Below are 14,439 nucleotides of genomic sequence, written 5' to 3' on the forward strand. Positions count from 1 at the left end.
ACCCGACACCGGTGCACGGCGTCGATGCGTCGTCGTCCACCATCGACGACGCCGGGTCGGCGCCGCACATGGGCTGCAGATCCCCAGCGTTCTGTAAGCCCCGTCATATGTCATAAACCAGGAGTTCTCATGCGTCCCCATGTAATTTGCCACATGATGTCCGGGCTCGACGGCAAGACCGATCCCGAAGCCATTTCCCAGTTTGGCGATCCGGATATCTACGAGCAGACCCATCCCAAGTTGCGCGGTGACGCGTGGCTATGCGGCCGCGTTACCTTGCAGGTCAATTACGGCCAGTTCGCGGAGCAGGAGGAGTTCATCAACGACGGAACGGATGCGATTGGGCAGCCAGCGGTGTACGTCGCGGGTAAGTTCGACAGCTATGCGCTCAGCGCTGATAGGCAGGGAAGGATCAAGTGGAAAACCTCCCTGTGCGACAACGACCACGTGGTGGTGCTGACCACCGAGCGTGCGTCGGCTGCTTATCTGGGTCTAATGAAGGAGCGTGGCGTTTCTTACATCGTATCCGGGAAGGACACGATCGACTTCGCGAGCGCATTCGCAATTCTCGGTAGCAAATTTGGCATCAGAAAACTGATCGTCGAGGGCGGCGGAACAATTAATGGTGCAGTATTGGATGCGGGCCTCATCGACGAGTTCAGTCTGCTGCTGATGCCGGGTGTCGATGGCCGACGCCAGCCAAGTGCGTCGTTCGACGGTCGCCCCGACTCGCCGATCGCCTGCGTGCCTGCGTCCTTGCAATCCATCGAACGACTGGAAAACGATGTGCTCTGGCTTCGCTATCAATTGCGCAATCGCTGACACGTCGCAGCGCCGTGGTTTACCGATGCGCGTGCCCGCCCCAAGGCCGCGCATCTTAGCGAAGGAGATCCTGCAGGTCCGACGATTCAATATCGGTGGAGATTTTGGTCCGTGATCTGGGCTTTCCGCAGAGCCGCTAGCGCTGCCTGACGGCCGCCAGCTTATGTAGGACTTTATGAAGGCGTGGTCAAGCGTATCACTCAAGGCAGCGTCGATGTGCTTGCACACCTGGGTGGTCGTCCGAACGGCCTGTCGTCGGACGTAGACCTTCAGCAACATCATCATCGCAGAAGAACGTGTGCTATTGACAGCCGGTGTCGGCGTGTCGCCTCCGGCTGGCGGAGTTGACCTTGTAGCGGTATCGTCCGCTGCAATCGACGGGCGGGCTATCCGGCGAGATAGCGCCACCAGCAGTCCAGTGGCCTACGACGACCGGCGCACGTGATTAGACTACCGTCGCGCGCCCTCTAGAGTGTCGAAGCAGCGCGCTGACAGACGTGGGCCGCCTGCCGGTGGCTCAAGTGCGCATAAAGTCGACGAACGCGCGCAGTGCAGAGGGAACCTGCCGGTGTGAGACGTAGTAGGCATGAAAGCCCGGGCCGGGCGATATCCAGTCCTGCAGCACCCATTCCAGCGCGCCGCTGTCGAGTTCGGCCTGCACACGTTGCTTCAGGCAATAAAACAGTCCGCGTCCGGCAATCGCCATCTGGATCGAAAGTTCCGAATCACCGACCGTCAGCAGCCCTGGCACGTTGACCACTACTTCGATGTCTTTGGAGCCCAACTCCCAGGGCAGAATGACTTCGCGCCCGGTACGGATGCGAATGCACTGGTGCAGCGTCAGGTCGTCGGGACGCCGCGGCCGCCCGTGCGCATCGAGATAGGCAGACGAGCCGACTACGATCCAGTCCAGATCCTCAGTAAGTCGGGAAGCGATCATGTCCTCAGGGACTGTACCGCCATAGCGGATGCCAACGTCGAAACCCTGGGCGACCATGTCGACGAAGTGGTCATTTACGTCGATCTCGACCTCGATGTCTGGATAGGCGGCCATGAACCCAGGCAACTTCGGCGCGATGACAAGTCGCGAGGCATCGGCCAGCGTGGTTACCCGTACCCTGCCAGCTGGCCTCTCACGGAAGTGTGCCAGCCGCTCAACGGCATCGCTGATGCCGAGGAAGCGTGGCTCAAGCTCGGTCAGCAGCATCTCGCCGGCCGCGGTGAGCGAGATGCTGCGGTTGGTCCGATGGAACAGGCGCACGCCAAGCCGCTCTTCGAGCCCGCGCATGGCATGGCTCAGCGCAGAGCCGGAAACGCCACGTAACATGGCAGCGCGCCGAAAGCCGCCCGCGCGTGCAATCGCAACGAAAGCGTCAAGGTCGGATAGGTCGGTCTTCTTAGCCATACTGGATATGGGCACTCATCGGGAGTGGTAGTTTGGAAGCCGAGCAACGAATGCGAAGCAACGCAAACGTCACGTCGCAGCGGCAGGCCTAGCGCATGATATGCACTGACCCGTGCCGATCGGGATCACGCGCCGCTACGTGAGCGGCAGAGAGAGTAGCTCATGGGCCCATCGCGTCGATCGGGGATCTCAGGATTGCGTAGCTGGTATATGCCGCATGTCCAAGCTCGAGTGATTCCCAGGATGGGTTTCTACGATATTTGTGCATGAGAACAGTCTGTGCCACAGACCTCAGCGGCTTGCTAGCAGCCTCGCGGCTCGCGACTTGTCTCGGCTCGGACGGATGCGAAACTCCTCGAGCCCCCGCCTTCATTCCGAGCAGGCTAGCGTGTAAAACTTCGTCTGCCTGCTGCTGAGCAGATACGTCATAAGGCACGTTGGGGACTTGCCGGAACATGATCACCAAGAGGTCAGTTTTAGTCGTCGTATGGATATCAGAGAATAGCCTGACGATGCCCGGCTTTAAACTGCCGCAGCCGGGCGTCACGAATCACTTAGACTTCATCAGTCCAGCGGTGAGTGGGCTTGAAGCCAAGCATCTCCTTAGCCTTCTTGTTGGATAGGATCACTTCATTGCCCTCGAACGCCTTGCGACGCTCTACATCAGGATAATAGGCATTGAGCAGCTCACTGCTAGGTGTGCGCATGACCGTTTCGTCGTTAGTGATGAAGAACGCATCCTTGCCGCGCACGTCGTACTCGATCGCACGCTCTATTGCCTGGGCAGCGTCACGCACGTCGATGTATGTCCACATGTTCCACAAGCGTTTGGTCGGGTCGTCCTGCCAGCCGTTGAAGTCTGCGTATTCCTCGGGATTGATCACGTTGGACAGTCGCAGGCAGGTGATGCGCATCTCAGGATCGTTGAGGCAGAACTGGTGAGCCATCTCCTCTCCGAGCACCTTGGTCAGCGAATAGACATTATAGCCGCGCATCGGATAGTGCTCGTCTACCGGCACGTAAGGGGCGCCGGTCTTGTCGTAGGGAACGCCGGTACCTACTTCGCTCGAGGTCCACACCACGTTCTTGATGCCGAGGCGGCGTGCCGACTCGAACACGTTGTAGGTGGCGAGCATGTTGACCCGGAACTCCTCCGAGTCCGTCAGCATGCGCGGATGCGGCATGCTAGCCAGGTGGACGATCGCGTCGAACGCCTTGGGCTCGGCCCGCGCGTAGATGTCCTCGCCGATTGAAGACAGCGCATCCAGGGCTTGGCCGAAGTCTGTCAGATCAGCCTGGATGTAGTGTTCCTTCAGGCTGCGCTGCAGGTCTTGGTCGATGCAGAAAACCTCGTAGCCAGCCTGCTGCAGGTGGGGAACCACGGTGTCGCCCACCTTGCCGTGTGCGCCGGTTACTGCAATTCGCTTCTTGTCGCTCATTGGTGCCTCATTAGTGATTGGGGAAGCCGTGTTTGGCACCGCCAAGTGACCATGTCGGATGTCAACTCCGTGACACGGCTCGGCATTTTCTTGAACCTGTTGATCGCTAAATTACTGATGGGAAAGATATCTTCGTAGTGTGGTGAGCGCGCTGGTACATAGTGATGAGCGCGTTTCGTCCAAAGGAAGCAGTCAAGCCTTCATCATCGCCGTATTCAAGAACCCTCCCATGCAAAACGCTCTCCTGCGTGGAGGCCGCATGGCTAGTGAGAGGATGCTGGTGCGCGACGACACACAACATCGACGTAAGACTAATGTGGTAAGTGCCCAACTCGTGCTGGGCATGGGCGGGTTGTTCATCGGCACCGCCGAATTCGCCGCCATGGGCCTGCTGCCTGACATCGCCAGAACCTACGGCGTGGACATCCCGACGGCGGGCAATCTGGTCAGTGCCTACGCACTCGGAGTGGTCATCGGCGCTCCGCTGCTGGCCGTGCTAACTGCACGAATGGAGCGACGCAAGGTCTTGATGTGCCTTGCCCTAATGGTGCTGATCGGCAACGCACTGTCGGCGATCGCCAGCAGCTTCGAGATGAATGCCATCGGGCGCTTCGTCTCCGGTTTGCCGCATGGAGCGTTCTATGGCACCGCTGGCTTAGTGGCAGCTTCAATGGTGCCGCGCGCGAAGCGCACCCAGGCTATCGGCCGGGTGATGCTCGGCCTGGCCGCAGCAAACCTTATTGGCGTACCGCTAGCGACATGGATGGGCCAGTCGCTCGGTTGGCGCTCGGCATTCGGCCTGGTTTCCGCCGGTGGCGCCTTGCTGATGGTACTGCTGCCGCTGACCGTGCCAAAACTCGACGCCGAAGCCAATGCCTCTCCGATGCGCGAGCTGTCGGCTTTCACTTCCCTACAGGTATGGCTGACCTTGGCCACGGCGGCAATCGGTTTCGGCGGGATGTTTGCGGTCTACAGCTACATCGCACCGACGCTGACAGAAACCGCCGCACAACCGGCCTCTAACGTTCCCTGGTTCCTGGCGCTGTGGGGTCTGGGCATGGTGGTCGGAAATACCACCGGCGGATGGCTTGCGGACAAATCGCTGTCAGGCGCGATCGTAGGTTTCTTTGTTTGGAACGTGGTGTTCCTGGCTCTGTTCGGTTGGGCTGCACACTCAGCTGTGTTGGCGGGGGTGATCTTGTTCCTGATCGGAATCGGTTTTGCCCTGGTGCCTGCACTGCAGGCGAGGCTAATGGATGCAGCGCCGCATGCGCAATCACTCGCATCGGCTACGAACCACTCGGCATTCAACACGTCCAACGCGATCGGGGCATGGGCCGGCGGAATGTCGATCTCCGCTGGCCTAGGATGGTCGTCTACTGGCTTTGTCGGAGCCGGGCTGGCGCTGGTCGGACTACTGATCTTCCTGGTCGCGTTAATGGCCGCTCGGCTCACGACGCGTCGAGCGGAAGCACGGACGGCAACGCAGCGCTGTTGTTTTTCCAGATCGCAGGCTTGTCGAGCCGAGCAAAAGAACCAATTGTTTTCGTCTGGCGAACCTCGGAGTTGCCTGTGACACAAAGAATGAACGACATCATCTCGCTTGGCCGTACTGCCGTGATCACCGGCGCGGCGAGGGGTATTGGGTCCGCGATGGCGCATGAACTCGCCGCCCGCGGCATGCGCCTGGCGCTGCTGGATCTGGATGGCGCCGCCTTGCAGGCGCTCGTCGATAAACTTGGCAGCGAGTGCCTGGCCGTGGTTGGCGACGTCACCGACATGAAAGTGCTGCAGCGACTATATGAGCAGACGCTGGCACGTTTCGGAGCCGCGCACTTGCTGGTTAACAACGCCGGTATTACCCATCGAGCAGGGCCTTGGGACACACCGGCACAGTGGCGCACCACGCTGGACACCAACTTCACCTCGGTACTGGCGTGCCAGGCGTTGTTCGTCCCGGCGATGATCGCCAGCGGCCAGCCCGGGGCCGTGCTCAATCTTGGCTCGAAGGAGGGCATCACCACACCTCCCGGCAACGCCGCATATTCAGTGGCGAAGGCTGGGATCAAGGTGCTGACCGAACAATTGGCTCACGAACTGCGCAGAGAAACCGAGGGACGCGTTTCCGCGCATCTGCTTGTGCCGGGTTACACCTGGACGCAGATGAATTTTCCGGGTATGGACCCGACGCGCGACATGAAGCCAGATGCCCCGTGGACCCCCGAGCAGGTGGTGGAGTATGCGCTGGCGCGCCTTAGTAACGAGGACTTTTACATCATTTGCCCGGACAACGAGGTCACCTCGGACCTGGATACCAAGCGCATCCGTTGGGCGGCAGAGGACATCGTGAAGAACCGTCCGGCGCTTTCGCGCTGGCATCCTGAGTGGAGCTCGCGCTTCGCCAAGTGGATGCAGCAATGAGCGGAGCACGCTGATCCCTTGTCGAAATTGATTCGACCCCGAGAACTATATGAATTTTTGTAACCGCTGGAGGGCATCATGGGTCGCGGCGTTGCAATGAGTCCGACGCAGAACAATCCTGACAAAAAATGCACCAAGCTTCCTCTAGCTGATCGCCTGATGACCGACGCCCGTTAGGGCCTCGGGCAAGTTAGAGAGGTGTTGGACGTCGCACGGCTCGTGAGTTGCCAGGAACGCCTCATGCTCGGCTTGGGTTTGCATGCGAGCGTATCTACAACCAGACGAACCCCGAGGTCGTGGTCATCAGTGCTGCAGCGGCGATGATTGGTGTACGCGGCTAGAAGTATCAAAACAGGTGGTCACCGACTCCGAACCGAGGACCTTAGTGATCTAGGTGACGGCGATGCATAGGCTCTCTGCATGATCGGCCTCGTCGCCTAGATGACGGGTGATCCACGTCGACTAACCCGCCAGCACCAGGCCGAACGCAAAGCCCTAGAGTGACGGCAGCAGAAATTCCTACATGCGTCTGGTCAAGCGCGAGCAGGTCGGTATCCAGCGCTATGAGCAGCGTGGCCACAGTCAGAATTCCTGTCAGGCTTCTCTGCGGCGGAAGCGAAGAGCAAGAGGTTCCGAGCAGGTTCGTGATGCAGAACAGTGGTTCCACAAAGATCTGGTCGAACTCGCGTCCGGTGACTTCCCCGTAGTACGGCGTGTAGTGACGGAGCCAGAACTCCCCAGGGAAGATGATAAAAAATCGCGAGGCGACAGCCTTACGGTATTCAACACCGTGCGGGAGCCGGATTATTGTGGGGCAATGAAGCACTCCGCTCAACGTGGAGATGAGCAGAATTCACCGAGCTCGTCCACCGCACAGGTGGGCGAGTGGCGTAGCAGACTTATTTGTCTGCAACCCTTCCGCTGAGCAACAGGCGAGCCTGAGACTGCCAGCCTCCAATGAATATGTCTGGCTTGCCGTCGCTGTCCAGGTCGCCGCGGGCCATGCTCCAGCTGCGACCACGCGTCTCCTCAGGAATCACCGCGGCGGTCACATCGCTGAAGTTGCCCTTTCCGTCGTTCTGCCAGGCCCTGACCTGTAGTGGCACAAAGCCAGGCACATCGATGGCGCTCACAACCAGGTCTGGGTAACCGTCCCCGTTGAAGTCGACTACCGTCCCGCCCCAGCTGGAGAAGCGATGCTTGGGCAAGCGCGTGCTGGTCTCGTCTTTGAACTTGCCATTCCCAAGGTTAATGAGCAGCCGGGATTGGGGATCCTTGTCCCACGCACGGTTATTGCTGGTCAGATTGAAGAAGATCAAATCCGGTAGCCCATCACAATTGGCATCCAGCGAATGAACTTCACGCGTCTCGGTGGGCACCTGCTCTCCCAAGTCCGCAGTGGCATCACTGAAGTGACCGGTACCGTCATTGAGGAGCAGTCGGTTCAGCGGGTCCTGGCCGGCAATCAGGATGTCCAGATCACCGTCGCCGTCTACATCCACCAGCGCTATGCCCTGGACCTGAATGTCTAGCTGCGGCATATGGGTTGTCGTGACGTCTTTAAAGTATCCAGGGCGAGCGGGGTCGTTGAGCCACAGGTAGGTCTGAGCAGGCCCGCTCCTTCCCTCAGTGGTGTTGCCTACTACGATGTCCACAGTCCCATCGCCATTCACGTCACCGACTTCAACAGCATTGGCTTGGCTTCGGGCTGGCAGCCGTTTATTGGCCTGCCTGAAGCCGCCTTTTCCATCGCCGAGATAGAGGTTGTGCTGCTCAGTGTCTTCCGCGACAAAGATCAGGTCGACGTTTCCATCGCCGTCAAAATCCGCGGCTCTGACGTGCTCGTTGTCGCCAGAGCTGGCGGCAAAGATGCCGGCCTTCTCTGTCAGCTTTCCGTTCCCTTCGTTGATGTAGAGCCTGTTTGGCCCATTCTCCACCGCCACCGCCACGTCCAGATCACCGTCACCATCTACATCAAGCATAGCCGCGTCCAATGCGTGGAGCCGTGGCGCGGAAGGAACATGGGTAGACGTTGCATCGGTGAAAGTAGTGCCGGAACTGCTGGCACCCGAAGAGGGCTGTAAAGAAGAATTTTTCGGCGAGGCACATGCGGATAGTGATATCTCAAATGCGGCCAACAGCAACGGCGTGGCTCGGGATCCATTTTTCATGGTGCATAGCTCCTTGACGGTCTGAATAGGCACGGAGGTCTCAGCTGTTGTCCACACGCGCAAACTTGGCGTGCCTGGCCGCCTTCTCCACCTCTGACATGGTGCGGTTGTCGATAACGAACTGCTTTGTTTCCTCGTCGCCTCCAACGACGTGATCGATGTCGCTCATCAGGGCCTCAAAACCTTGCGCAGCAACCAGCTGCTTGTCGTTCTTCGGTTTGCGGCCGATCTTGGTGTCGGCCATACCCGCATTTTTGTGGAAATCACTATCAGTTGCTCCGGGTAGAAGAGCCGCGACCGTCACGCCGGTCTCGCGCAGTTCTTCACGCAGAGACTCGGCGAACGAGAAGCCGAAGGCTTTCGATGGCCCGTGCACGGTCTCAAAGGGCGTTGGCATGGTTGCCGAAACCGAAGAGGTGATGAGAATTCGGCCGTGGCCGTTGGCTACCATGTGCTGGACGACCCGTTTAGCTCGGTGGACTAGACCGGCGATGTTGATCGCGATCAGTCTAAGCTCGTCGCGCAGATCGGTGTCTTGGAAGGCGCCGCCGACACCGATGCCGACATTGAGCGCAGCGGCGTCGATCGGACGGCCCAGCTCCTTTAGGAACTGCCAGAAGCCCTCGATCCCTTCATAGGTCGATGCATCGGCGCGACACGCATAGGCCGTACACCCCAACAAAGACTCCAGAACATCAGCCGACGCATATACACGGTCGCTATTGCCTGTTATCGCGACATCGTAGCCATGCTGGGCGTGCTTGGCCAACTCGAGGCCAATGCCCGACGAGCCGCCGGTAACGAATGCGAGTGGGCGAGAAGTGGTCATGGAGAGCTTTCCTTTTGGGGGAGATCGGCCGCGCCGACGAATTGAGGTCTAGCGGGTGAGACTGAGGAAAGAGTGCTAGCTGCGTGCGGTACAGAGTGCGTGAGACTATGCAAGGCGACAGGTCCGCTGTGTGTGTGCCCGCGACACAGTGAGCGTTTAGTTCTGATCGGCCTCGGGAGAAAATTCAAAGACTGTTATCTCGGGCTGCCGACCAAGGCGAAGAGGGAAGCCGTTCCATATGCCGGTCCCATTGCTTACGTACAGCTGCGTGGTGCCGACATGATAGAGGCCGGAGACGAAGCCGCCATTGGCTCGTGCTATTAGTTGGTCCAAGCCCCGAATCATGCCGCCATGTGTGTGACCTGACAGCTGTAAATCCACGCCCAGTTGTTGGCTTTCACTCAAGCCAGTAGGGCGGTGTCGGAGCAGCACGACGACATCTTCTGGCAATGTCTGCCCGACGGCCAAGGTCGCCGCAGGTCCGGCATGGTCGAATTCGGGCGCTGCCTCGTCAGTGGTTGCAGCAAGGACCAGCTTACGCTCGTTATGCATAATGGTGATGCGAGAGTTCCGCAGGACGTGGATGCCCAGCCTCTCGAAATGTGTCGTCCATGCATCGGCATCAAAGTAGTACTCATGATTGCCGAGTGATGCGTACACGCCATTGCGAGCACGCAGCTTGGCAAGGGGGGCGATGTCGCTCTCCCGGTTACGGACCCAACCGTCGATCAGATCACCGGTGATGACGATGACGTCGGGGTTCTCAGCATTTGTTTGGTCCACCACTCGTTTAAGCCACGATCTGTCCAGCAAAGTGCTGACATGGGTGTCGCTCAGCTGGACCAGGCGCAGTCCGGACAGCTCGGCAGGCAACTGCGCGATCTGAATCGGGACGTGCCTGACCTCGGGCACACGGCTGCCGTTCCAGGCGGAAAGTAAGCCCAGAGCGATCGCGATGCCACCGGCATAGCGGCGCCAGTGGCAAAGGAGCGTACGGGCTGCGGTTCGGCCACGTCCTACCCAGGCCAGCGCACCTACTAGATCTCCAATGAGCGTGAAGCACGAAAGAAAGAGCATGGCTCCAAACATGGCGCCGATCAGGCCGATGATCCATCCGGGGATCTCAGGGGAAAACATGTCGCCAAATATCCACGTCGAGAGGAGTCGGTTCATCGACACCACCAAGAGCACCATGCCAATGGCCATTCTCCACGCAGCGGTGATCCGAAGTGGATAAACGAACCGAACCAAGAGGTAGAGACAGAGCAGTGCGCAGGTAGGGTGGAACATTCCGGATCCGTGGGTGCAGTGGTGGCAGAGGTTTGAAGATTTGCAAGGGAGGCAGAACGGGTGACTTACCGCGAATCGATAACGTGCGATCAGGTTGCGGACGCACTCACTGATGCAGTTGGGCTGCCGGATCCGATGGTATCGAGGCGATCAAGTCGCGAGTTCTCTATTTTTCCAGCAGAGTGATGAGAAGAATTCATCCATGAGTCCCGCTTGCGCGCTTACGTTGCTATGAGCACCCATTCGGCAATGTGAAGAACTGCTCAAACTAGCTCACGTGTGTGGTGCGTCGTACTCACTCAAAAAAGCACAGCTCGTCACCACGACGCCGGTATACCTCACCCGCGTCCGGTGTGCCGCTTTGGCCCCAGAGACGATTCCAGCCATTGAGGAAAACCCTTGAAAATTTTTCCGCTCCTCTTCGCGCTTGGTGCAGGTGCCTGCTGTACCCAAGCTTCTGCTCAGGTCATTGACATGGACGACATCCCCACCAAGGGCAGCGCCGCCCCACGTCAGCCCGCGATTCAAGGGCTTCCTTTGCCTCGCAACCCATCCATCGCGCCCCATCAGAAACCCGCATTCCCCGGGCAAACTAGAGCGCCAGCGGTGATGACCCATACGCCGATCGACGCGCGCGTGGTGACGGATAACCTCAACCACCCCTGGAGTCTGGCATTCATCGGCGATGATCTGGCACTAATTACGGAAAAGCCCGGTGCCATGCGGATCGTGGCCTTGCGCTCGGGTGAGATCGTCAGCGAGGTCCAGGGCGTGCCGAATGTTGTGTACGGCGCCGATGCTGGCCTGCTGGACGTGATCACCGACCCTCAGTTCGCGGCAAATCGGCGGATCTTCTTTACTTATGTCGAGCCGCGGGGCCAGAAGGAGAACGGGATCGTTGTGGCCAAGGCGACTTTGGAAAGGCAGCAACGTGATGGTGAAGCGCCGCGGTATGCGCTTGCGGATGTGCAGACCGTAATCCGTGTGGAGCCCGGCATCGTGGGCCAGAAACACTATGGCTCACGCCTGGTCTTTGATCGTCAGGGCTACCTGTTCGTGAGCCTCGCGGAGCGATTCTTCTCGCCTTACCGCGATGAGGCGCAGTCACTCTATAGCTGGGCAGGAAAAATTCTGCGGATCACGCCCGACGGCAGGCCCGCGCCGGGGAACCCGTTTGCTACCGACCAGACCGCCGAGAATCACACCCGTGCGGAGATTTGGAGCTACGGTCAACGCAACCCTCAGGCGATCGCAATCCATCCCAAGACAGGGCAGCTGTGGGACGGCGAGCATGGTCCCCAAGGTGGGGATGAGATCAACCTGATCAAGCGGGGGCGAAATTATGGATGGCCGCTGGTCGCCTACGGGACGAACTACGACGGCTCATCCATCCATGAAGGGCGTACACAGCTGGACGGCACCGAGCAGCCGCGTTACTACTGGGATCCGACCATCGCCCCCGGCGGAATGACCTTCTACTCGGGTTCGCTGGTGCCGGAATGGGAAGACGATCTGTTTGTCGCCGCTCTTGCCGGTCAGCATATTGCCAGGCTGGTCATCCGCGGCGATCGCATCGTTGGAGAGGAGCGGCTGCTGCAGGATCAGCAGCAGCGTTTCCGCGACATCAAGGAAGGCCCTGATGGTGCCTTGTGGGCGGTGACGGACGAGGCTGCTGGTCGCTTGATCAGGATCGCGCCTAGCGGCATGTGAATAGCACGCGCTTTCCTGCCAGAGTACAGCCGCAGGGCGCGTGCGGATAGTTGGCCAGCGCTACCCGCGAAACGACATCGGCAATGGGCAAGCAGGGACGGGGCCGTCGGAAACCTGGCGGTGGAATTGGAACTCACCAACCAGATTCGCCACCATCGCTGGACCTTGCCCTGGAAACCCCTGGCATCAGGCTCGCGCCGCGTCCACTGCGGCGCAGATGGAGCATGGCTAGCTTCTGCATCACTACACGTCGCGCGAGTCGACCGCACTGTCGAAGAGAACAATCTTCTGGCGGTGGAGCTGTTCACCCGGCGCACTAAGCAGGCCACAGGCCTTATTGGTCTGACGATGCAGCAGCTGAGACCGCACGAACAGGGACAATACGGCTACGTCATTCCCGTCGTCCGCTATCAGAGCGAGCTTGTTGGCTTTGCCCATCAAGTAGCGATGACCATTTCCGAAGAGCTGCGCTAGGCCAAGGCGGAGCTCGGTCAGCCCGCCATCGCGCACATGCCGACACTGGGCGCGGTATCGGTGACCGCGCTGGGTCGCAGCATGGAGCAGGGGGGGGCAAAGCGGTGTTGGAGCGGAGCGGACGGAAGCTGGTCCGCTGCTAGCCATCAACCCCGCTCATCCAGACCGCTCGACGTGCCAGCAGACCCATTCCTGGTTGCGTCGCGCGGGCAACTAGAGCGAAGAAGCGAGCAGGAACGTCACCGCCTCGCTCTATAGGCAGCAAACCGAAGACCCGCTGTTGCAGCGGGTCGAAAATGGCCCTGGCGGGCTGGGCAAGGACAGGGAACGTTTTTGCGGTCTACGCCTCAGCAAATGCCTCAGCAGCAGACGGTGCAGCGAGAGCAACGACGAATGACGATAGGTGGCTAATGACTATACAAACTGTCTTCTAGCTAGTAGATCCACATACAAGAGTACTGCGGGAAGAGCGTCGCTTGTAAGTTGAGCAAGCAAAGAGCCGTAGGTGCTAGATCAGCTCGAGGGCTGGGGGCGACATCCAGTACCGATCGCCCAGTCGCGTGGCGACGGTGGAGAACACCGAGGTAAGCGCGCAGTCCGGAAGAGAATAGGACGGAGAAAAGCAAAGCTTTCCTTCCAAGCTGCCCTGAGTGAGCCTGAGCCGCCGCGGCAATTCGCTGCTTAGCGTGGACTTCAACATCTCGACGTTGCCAGGGTGTTGCAAGGATATCGACGCCATGCTGCGCACCGCTGCCCAGCACGCATAACGCCAGTGGCCCAGGCTGTATGACGAGTCGTAAAGCATGAGTAGCCGGGCTAGCTCCACAAGAAAAAAGTCGGGGAACTGGTGTATGCGCAATTGATGCCGAAGATAGGCTGTCACGTCCTGCTGAACCAGCTCCTGCCAGACCCTTAACCACATCTCTGCATAAGGAGGCTCTTGAGCCTCACTTTGCAGGTAGTCCTTGAGCCGCACCTCCAGTTCTTCGAAGAGGACGTGTGGCCAAGTGTAGGACCAGGCAATCTTGTCACCGTCGATCGTATAGCTATCCGGGCCGGCCTCCGGCTCGACTCGTACAACCCCCAGCGCATCCAATACCGTAAGAACACTATGAGTGCCCTCCACCGTGGGCGCCACGCGTGTTCGCGCGTGGCGAGCCTGTAGCAGAGCCAGAAGATAGAGGGCGCCACGACCGCCTAGATGACGGACGTTGCTAATGGTTGGGGCGTCGGGACGCCCTAGATCCCGAAACTGCGTTTTTGAGTTGTTCATCAGTTCGACGAAGGACCAGGAGCAGTCGATCCACGGCAGCAGGCTGCGTGCTGGCCGTTGCTATGGCATCTAAGAATATCTTAGTATCCAAGCGCCGGTCACTTCCGCCATCCTTAGCCCCTCTTGAGGGGGTAAAAGTGAATAGGCGGACGGCAGAACATCCGGTTTTTGCGCTGCGGCTAGCACAGGCGCGCGAACGAGCCGGGCTATCTCAGAAGCAGCTCGGCATCCTTGCCGGCTTGGATCCCGCCGTGGCCTCTCCACGTATCAACCAGTACGAACGCGGCAAGCACGAACCCCAGATCAAGACAGCCAAACAGTTGGCTGAGGTGCTTGGTATACCCGCGGCGTTTCTCTACACCGAGGACGAGCTGTTGGCCCAACTGCTTCTGCAGTGGAACGACCTATCCGTTCGCCAGAAGAAGGACCTGCTCAAAGGCCTTGAGAAGACTCCGGCGAAGCGGGAGCCGCGCAAAGGGCGGTAAGAGCAGAGGTTGTGCCCCGAACGACCAGGCGAGCATTGGTTCCTCAGGCGTCGCACGACATGAGATCATGACCAAGTAGTCTGGCTTGATCCACCAAGTAGCATGCTCATCGTTTGAGGG

General features: G+C 59.3%; 13 protein-coding genes. 7 read left to right on the forward strand and 6 right to left on the reverse strand.

Annotated features, from left to right (window positions below; all coding sequences use genetic code 11):
• Window positions 1–129: 129 nt before the first annotated feature.
• The gene (locus AC1PLS_RS10945; protein ID WP_184517549.1) at window positions 130–822 is read left to right on the forward strand and encodes a RibD family protein; all 693 of its coding nucleotides are present in this window, start codon (window positions 130–132) and stop codon (window positions 820–822) included.
• Window positions 823–1,339: 517 nt separating this feature from the next.
• Here AC1PLS_RS10945 and AC1PLS_RS10950 read toward each other — a convergent pair.
• Window positions 1,340–2,227, reverse strand: coding sequence for a LysR family transcriptional regulator (locus tag AC1PLS_RS10950; RefSeq protein WP_184517552.1), 888 nt, complete (start codon window positions 2,225–2,227; stop codon window positions 1,340–1,342).
• Between the two features lie 554 nt (window positions 2,228–2,781).
• Window positions 2,782–3,666, reverse strand: coding sequence for an NAD-dependent epimerase/dehydratase family protein (locus AC1PLS_RS10955; protein ID WP_184517555.1), 885 nt, complete (start codon window positions 3,664–3,666; stop codon window positions 2,782–2,784).
• Between the two features lie 142 nt (window positions 3,667–3,808).
• Here AC1PLS_RS10955 and AC1PLS_RS10960 point away from each other — a divergent pair, with 142 nt between their 5' ends.
• The 3 genes from AC1PLS_RS10960 (at window position 3,809) to AC1PLS_RS10970 (ending at window position 7,012) form a co-directional block, all read left to right on the forward strand.
• Complete coding sequence (locus AC1PLS_RS10960; protein ID WP_481103677.1) at window positions 3,809–5,242, forward strand: MFS transporter; 1,434 nt, start codon at window positions 3,809–3,811, stop codon at window positions 5,240–5,242.
• Window positions 5,243–5,250: 8 nt separating this feature from the next.
• Window positions 5,251–6,087 (forward strand): SDR family NAD(P)-dependent oxidoreductase, encoded by an 837-nt coding sequence (locus AC1PLS_RS10965; RefSeq protein ID WP_481103678.1) that lies wholly within the window; start codon window positions 5,251–5,253, stop codon window positions 6,085–6,087.
• 523 nt (window positions 6,088–6,610) lie between these two features.
• Complete coding sequence (locus AC1PLS_RS10970) at window positions 6,611–7,012, forward strand: hypothetical protein (RefSeq protein WP_481103679.1); 402 nt, start codon at window positions 6,611–6,613, stop codon at window positions 7,010–7,012.
• Here the strand turns inward: AC1PLS_RS10970 and AC1PLS_RS10975 are convergent.
• The 3 genes from AC1PLS_RS10975 to AC1PLS_RS10985 form a co-directional block, all read right to left on the reverse strand.
• Entirely contained in the window at window positions 6,987–8,258 is a 1,272-nt protein-coding gene (locus AC1PLS_RS10975; protein WP_481103680.1) for an FG-GAP repeat domain-containing protein, read from the reverse strand. The genes AC1PLS_RS10970 and AC1PLS_RS10975 overlap by 26 nt on opposite strands.
• A 40-nt stretch (window positions 8,259–8,298) precedes the next feature.
• Complete coding sequence (locus AC1PLS_RS10980) at window positions 8,299–9,087, reverse strand: SDR family NAD(P)-dependent oxidoreductase (protein WP_481103681.1); 789 nt, start codon at window positions 9,085–9,087, stop codon at window positions 8,299–8,301.
• 156 nt (window positions 9,088–9,243) lie between these two features.
• Entirely contained in the window at window positions 9,244–10,293 is a 1,050-nt protein-coding gene (locus AC1PLS_RS10985; protein WP_481103682.1) for a metallophosphoesterase, read from the reverse strand.
• 483 nt (window positions 10,294–10,776) lie between these two features.
• Between AC1PLS_RS10985 and AC1PLS_RS10990 the strand changes: the two genes are divergently transcribed.
• Entirely contained in the window at window positions 10,777–12,087 is a 1,311-nt protein-coding gene (locus AC1PLS_RS10990; protein ID WP_481103683.1) for a PQQ-dependent sugar dehydrogenase, read from the forward strand.
• 120 nt (window positions 12,088–12,207) lie between these two features.
• Complete coding sequence (locus AC1PLS_RS10995; protein ID WP_481103684.1) at window positions 12,208–12,561, forward strand: hypothetical protein; 354 nt, start codon at window positions 12,208–12,210, stop codon at window positions 12,559–12,561.
• Between the two features lie 508 nt (window positions 12,562–13,069).
• On the opposite strand, the gene AC1PLS_RS11000 is transcribed toward AC1PLS_RS10995, so the two are convergent.
• Window positions 13,070–13,834 carry a hypothetical protein gene (locus tag AC1PLS_RS11000; RefSeq protein WP_481103685.1) on the reverse strand — a complete coding sequence of 255 codons (765 nt, stop codon included), beginning with the start codon at window positions 13,832–13,834 and terminating at the stop codon, window positions 13,070–13,072.
• Window positions 13,835–13,971: 137 nt separating this feature from the next.
• On the opposite strand from AC1PLS_RS11000, the gene AC1PLS_RS11005 reads away from it, so the two are divergent.
• Window positions 13,972–14,319 (forward strand): helix-turn-helix domain-containing protein, encoded by a 348-nt coding sequence (locus tag AC1PLS_RS11005; RefSeq protein ID WP_089141608.1) that lies wholly within the window; start codon window positions 13,972–13,974, stop codon window positions 14,317–14,319.
• Window positions 14,320–14,439: the final 120 nt, after the last annotated feature.

It is taken from the genome of Xanthomonas sp. NCPPB 3218, assembly GCF_056725185.1.

Bases quoted from the DNA above. Each gene is read 5' to 3' on its own strand.
- AC1PLS_RS10955 (WP_184517555.1), bottom strand. From the start codon at position 3,666: ATGAGCGACAAGAAGCGAATTGCAGTAACCGGCGCACACGGCAAGGTG.
- AC1PLS_RS10980 (WP_481103681.1), bottom strand. From the start codon at position 9,087: ATGACCACTTCTCGCCCACTCGCATTCGTTACCGGCGGCTCGTCGGGC.
- AC1PLS_RS10950 (WP_184517552.1), bottom strand. From the start codon at position 2,227: ATGGCTAAGAAGACCGACCTATCCGACCTTGACGCTTTCGTTGCGATT.
- AC1PLS_RS10970 (WP_481103679.1), top strand. From the start codon at position 6,611: ATGCGTCTGGTCAAGCGCGAGCAGGTCGGTATCCAGCGCTATGAGCAG.
- AC1PLS_RS10965 (WP_481103678.1), top strand. From the start codon at position 5,251: ATGAACGACATCATCTCGCTTGGCCGTACTGCCGTGATCACCGGCGCG.
- AC1PLS_RS10985 (WP_481103682.1), bottom strand. From the start codon at position 10,293: ATGGCCATTGGCATGGTGCTCTTGGTGGTGTCGATGAACCGACTCCTC.
- AC1PLS_RS11000 (WP_481103685.1), bottom strand. From the start codon at position 13,834: ATGAACAACTCAAAAACGCAGTTTCGGGATCTAGGGCGTCCCGACGCC.
- AC1PLS_RS10945 (WP_184517549.1), top strand. From the start codon at position 130: ATGCGTCCCCATGTAATTTGCCACATGATGTCCGGGCTCGACGGCAAG.
- AC1PLS_RS10975 (WP_481103680.1), bottom strand. From the start codon at position 8,258: ATGAAAAATGGATCCCGAGCCACGCCGTTGCTGTTGGCCGCATTTGAG.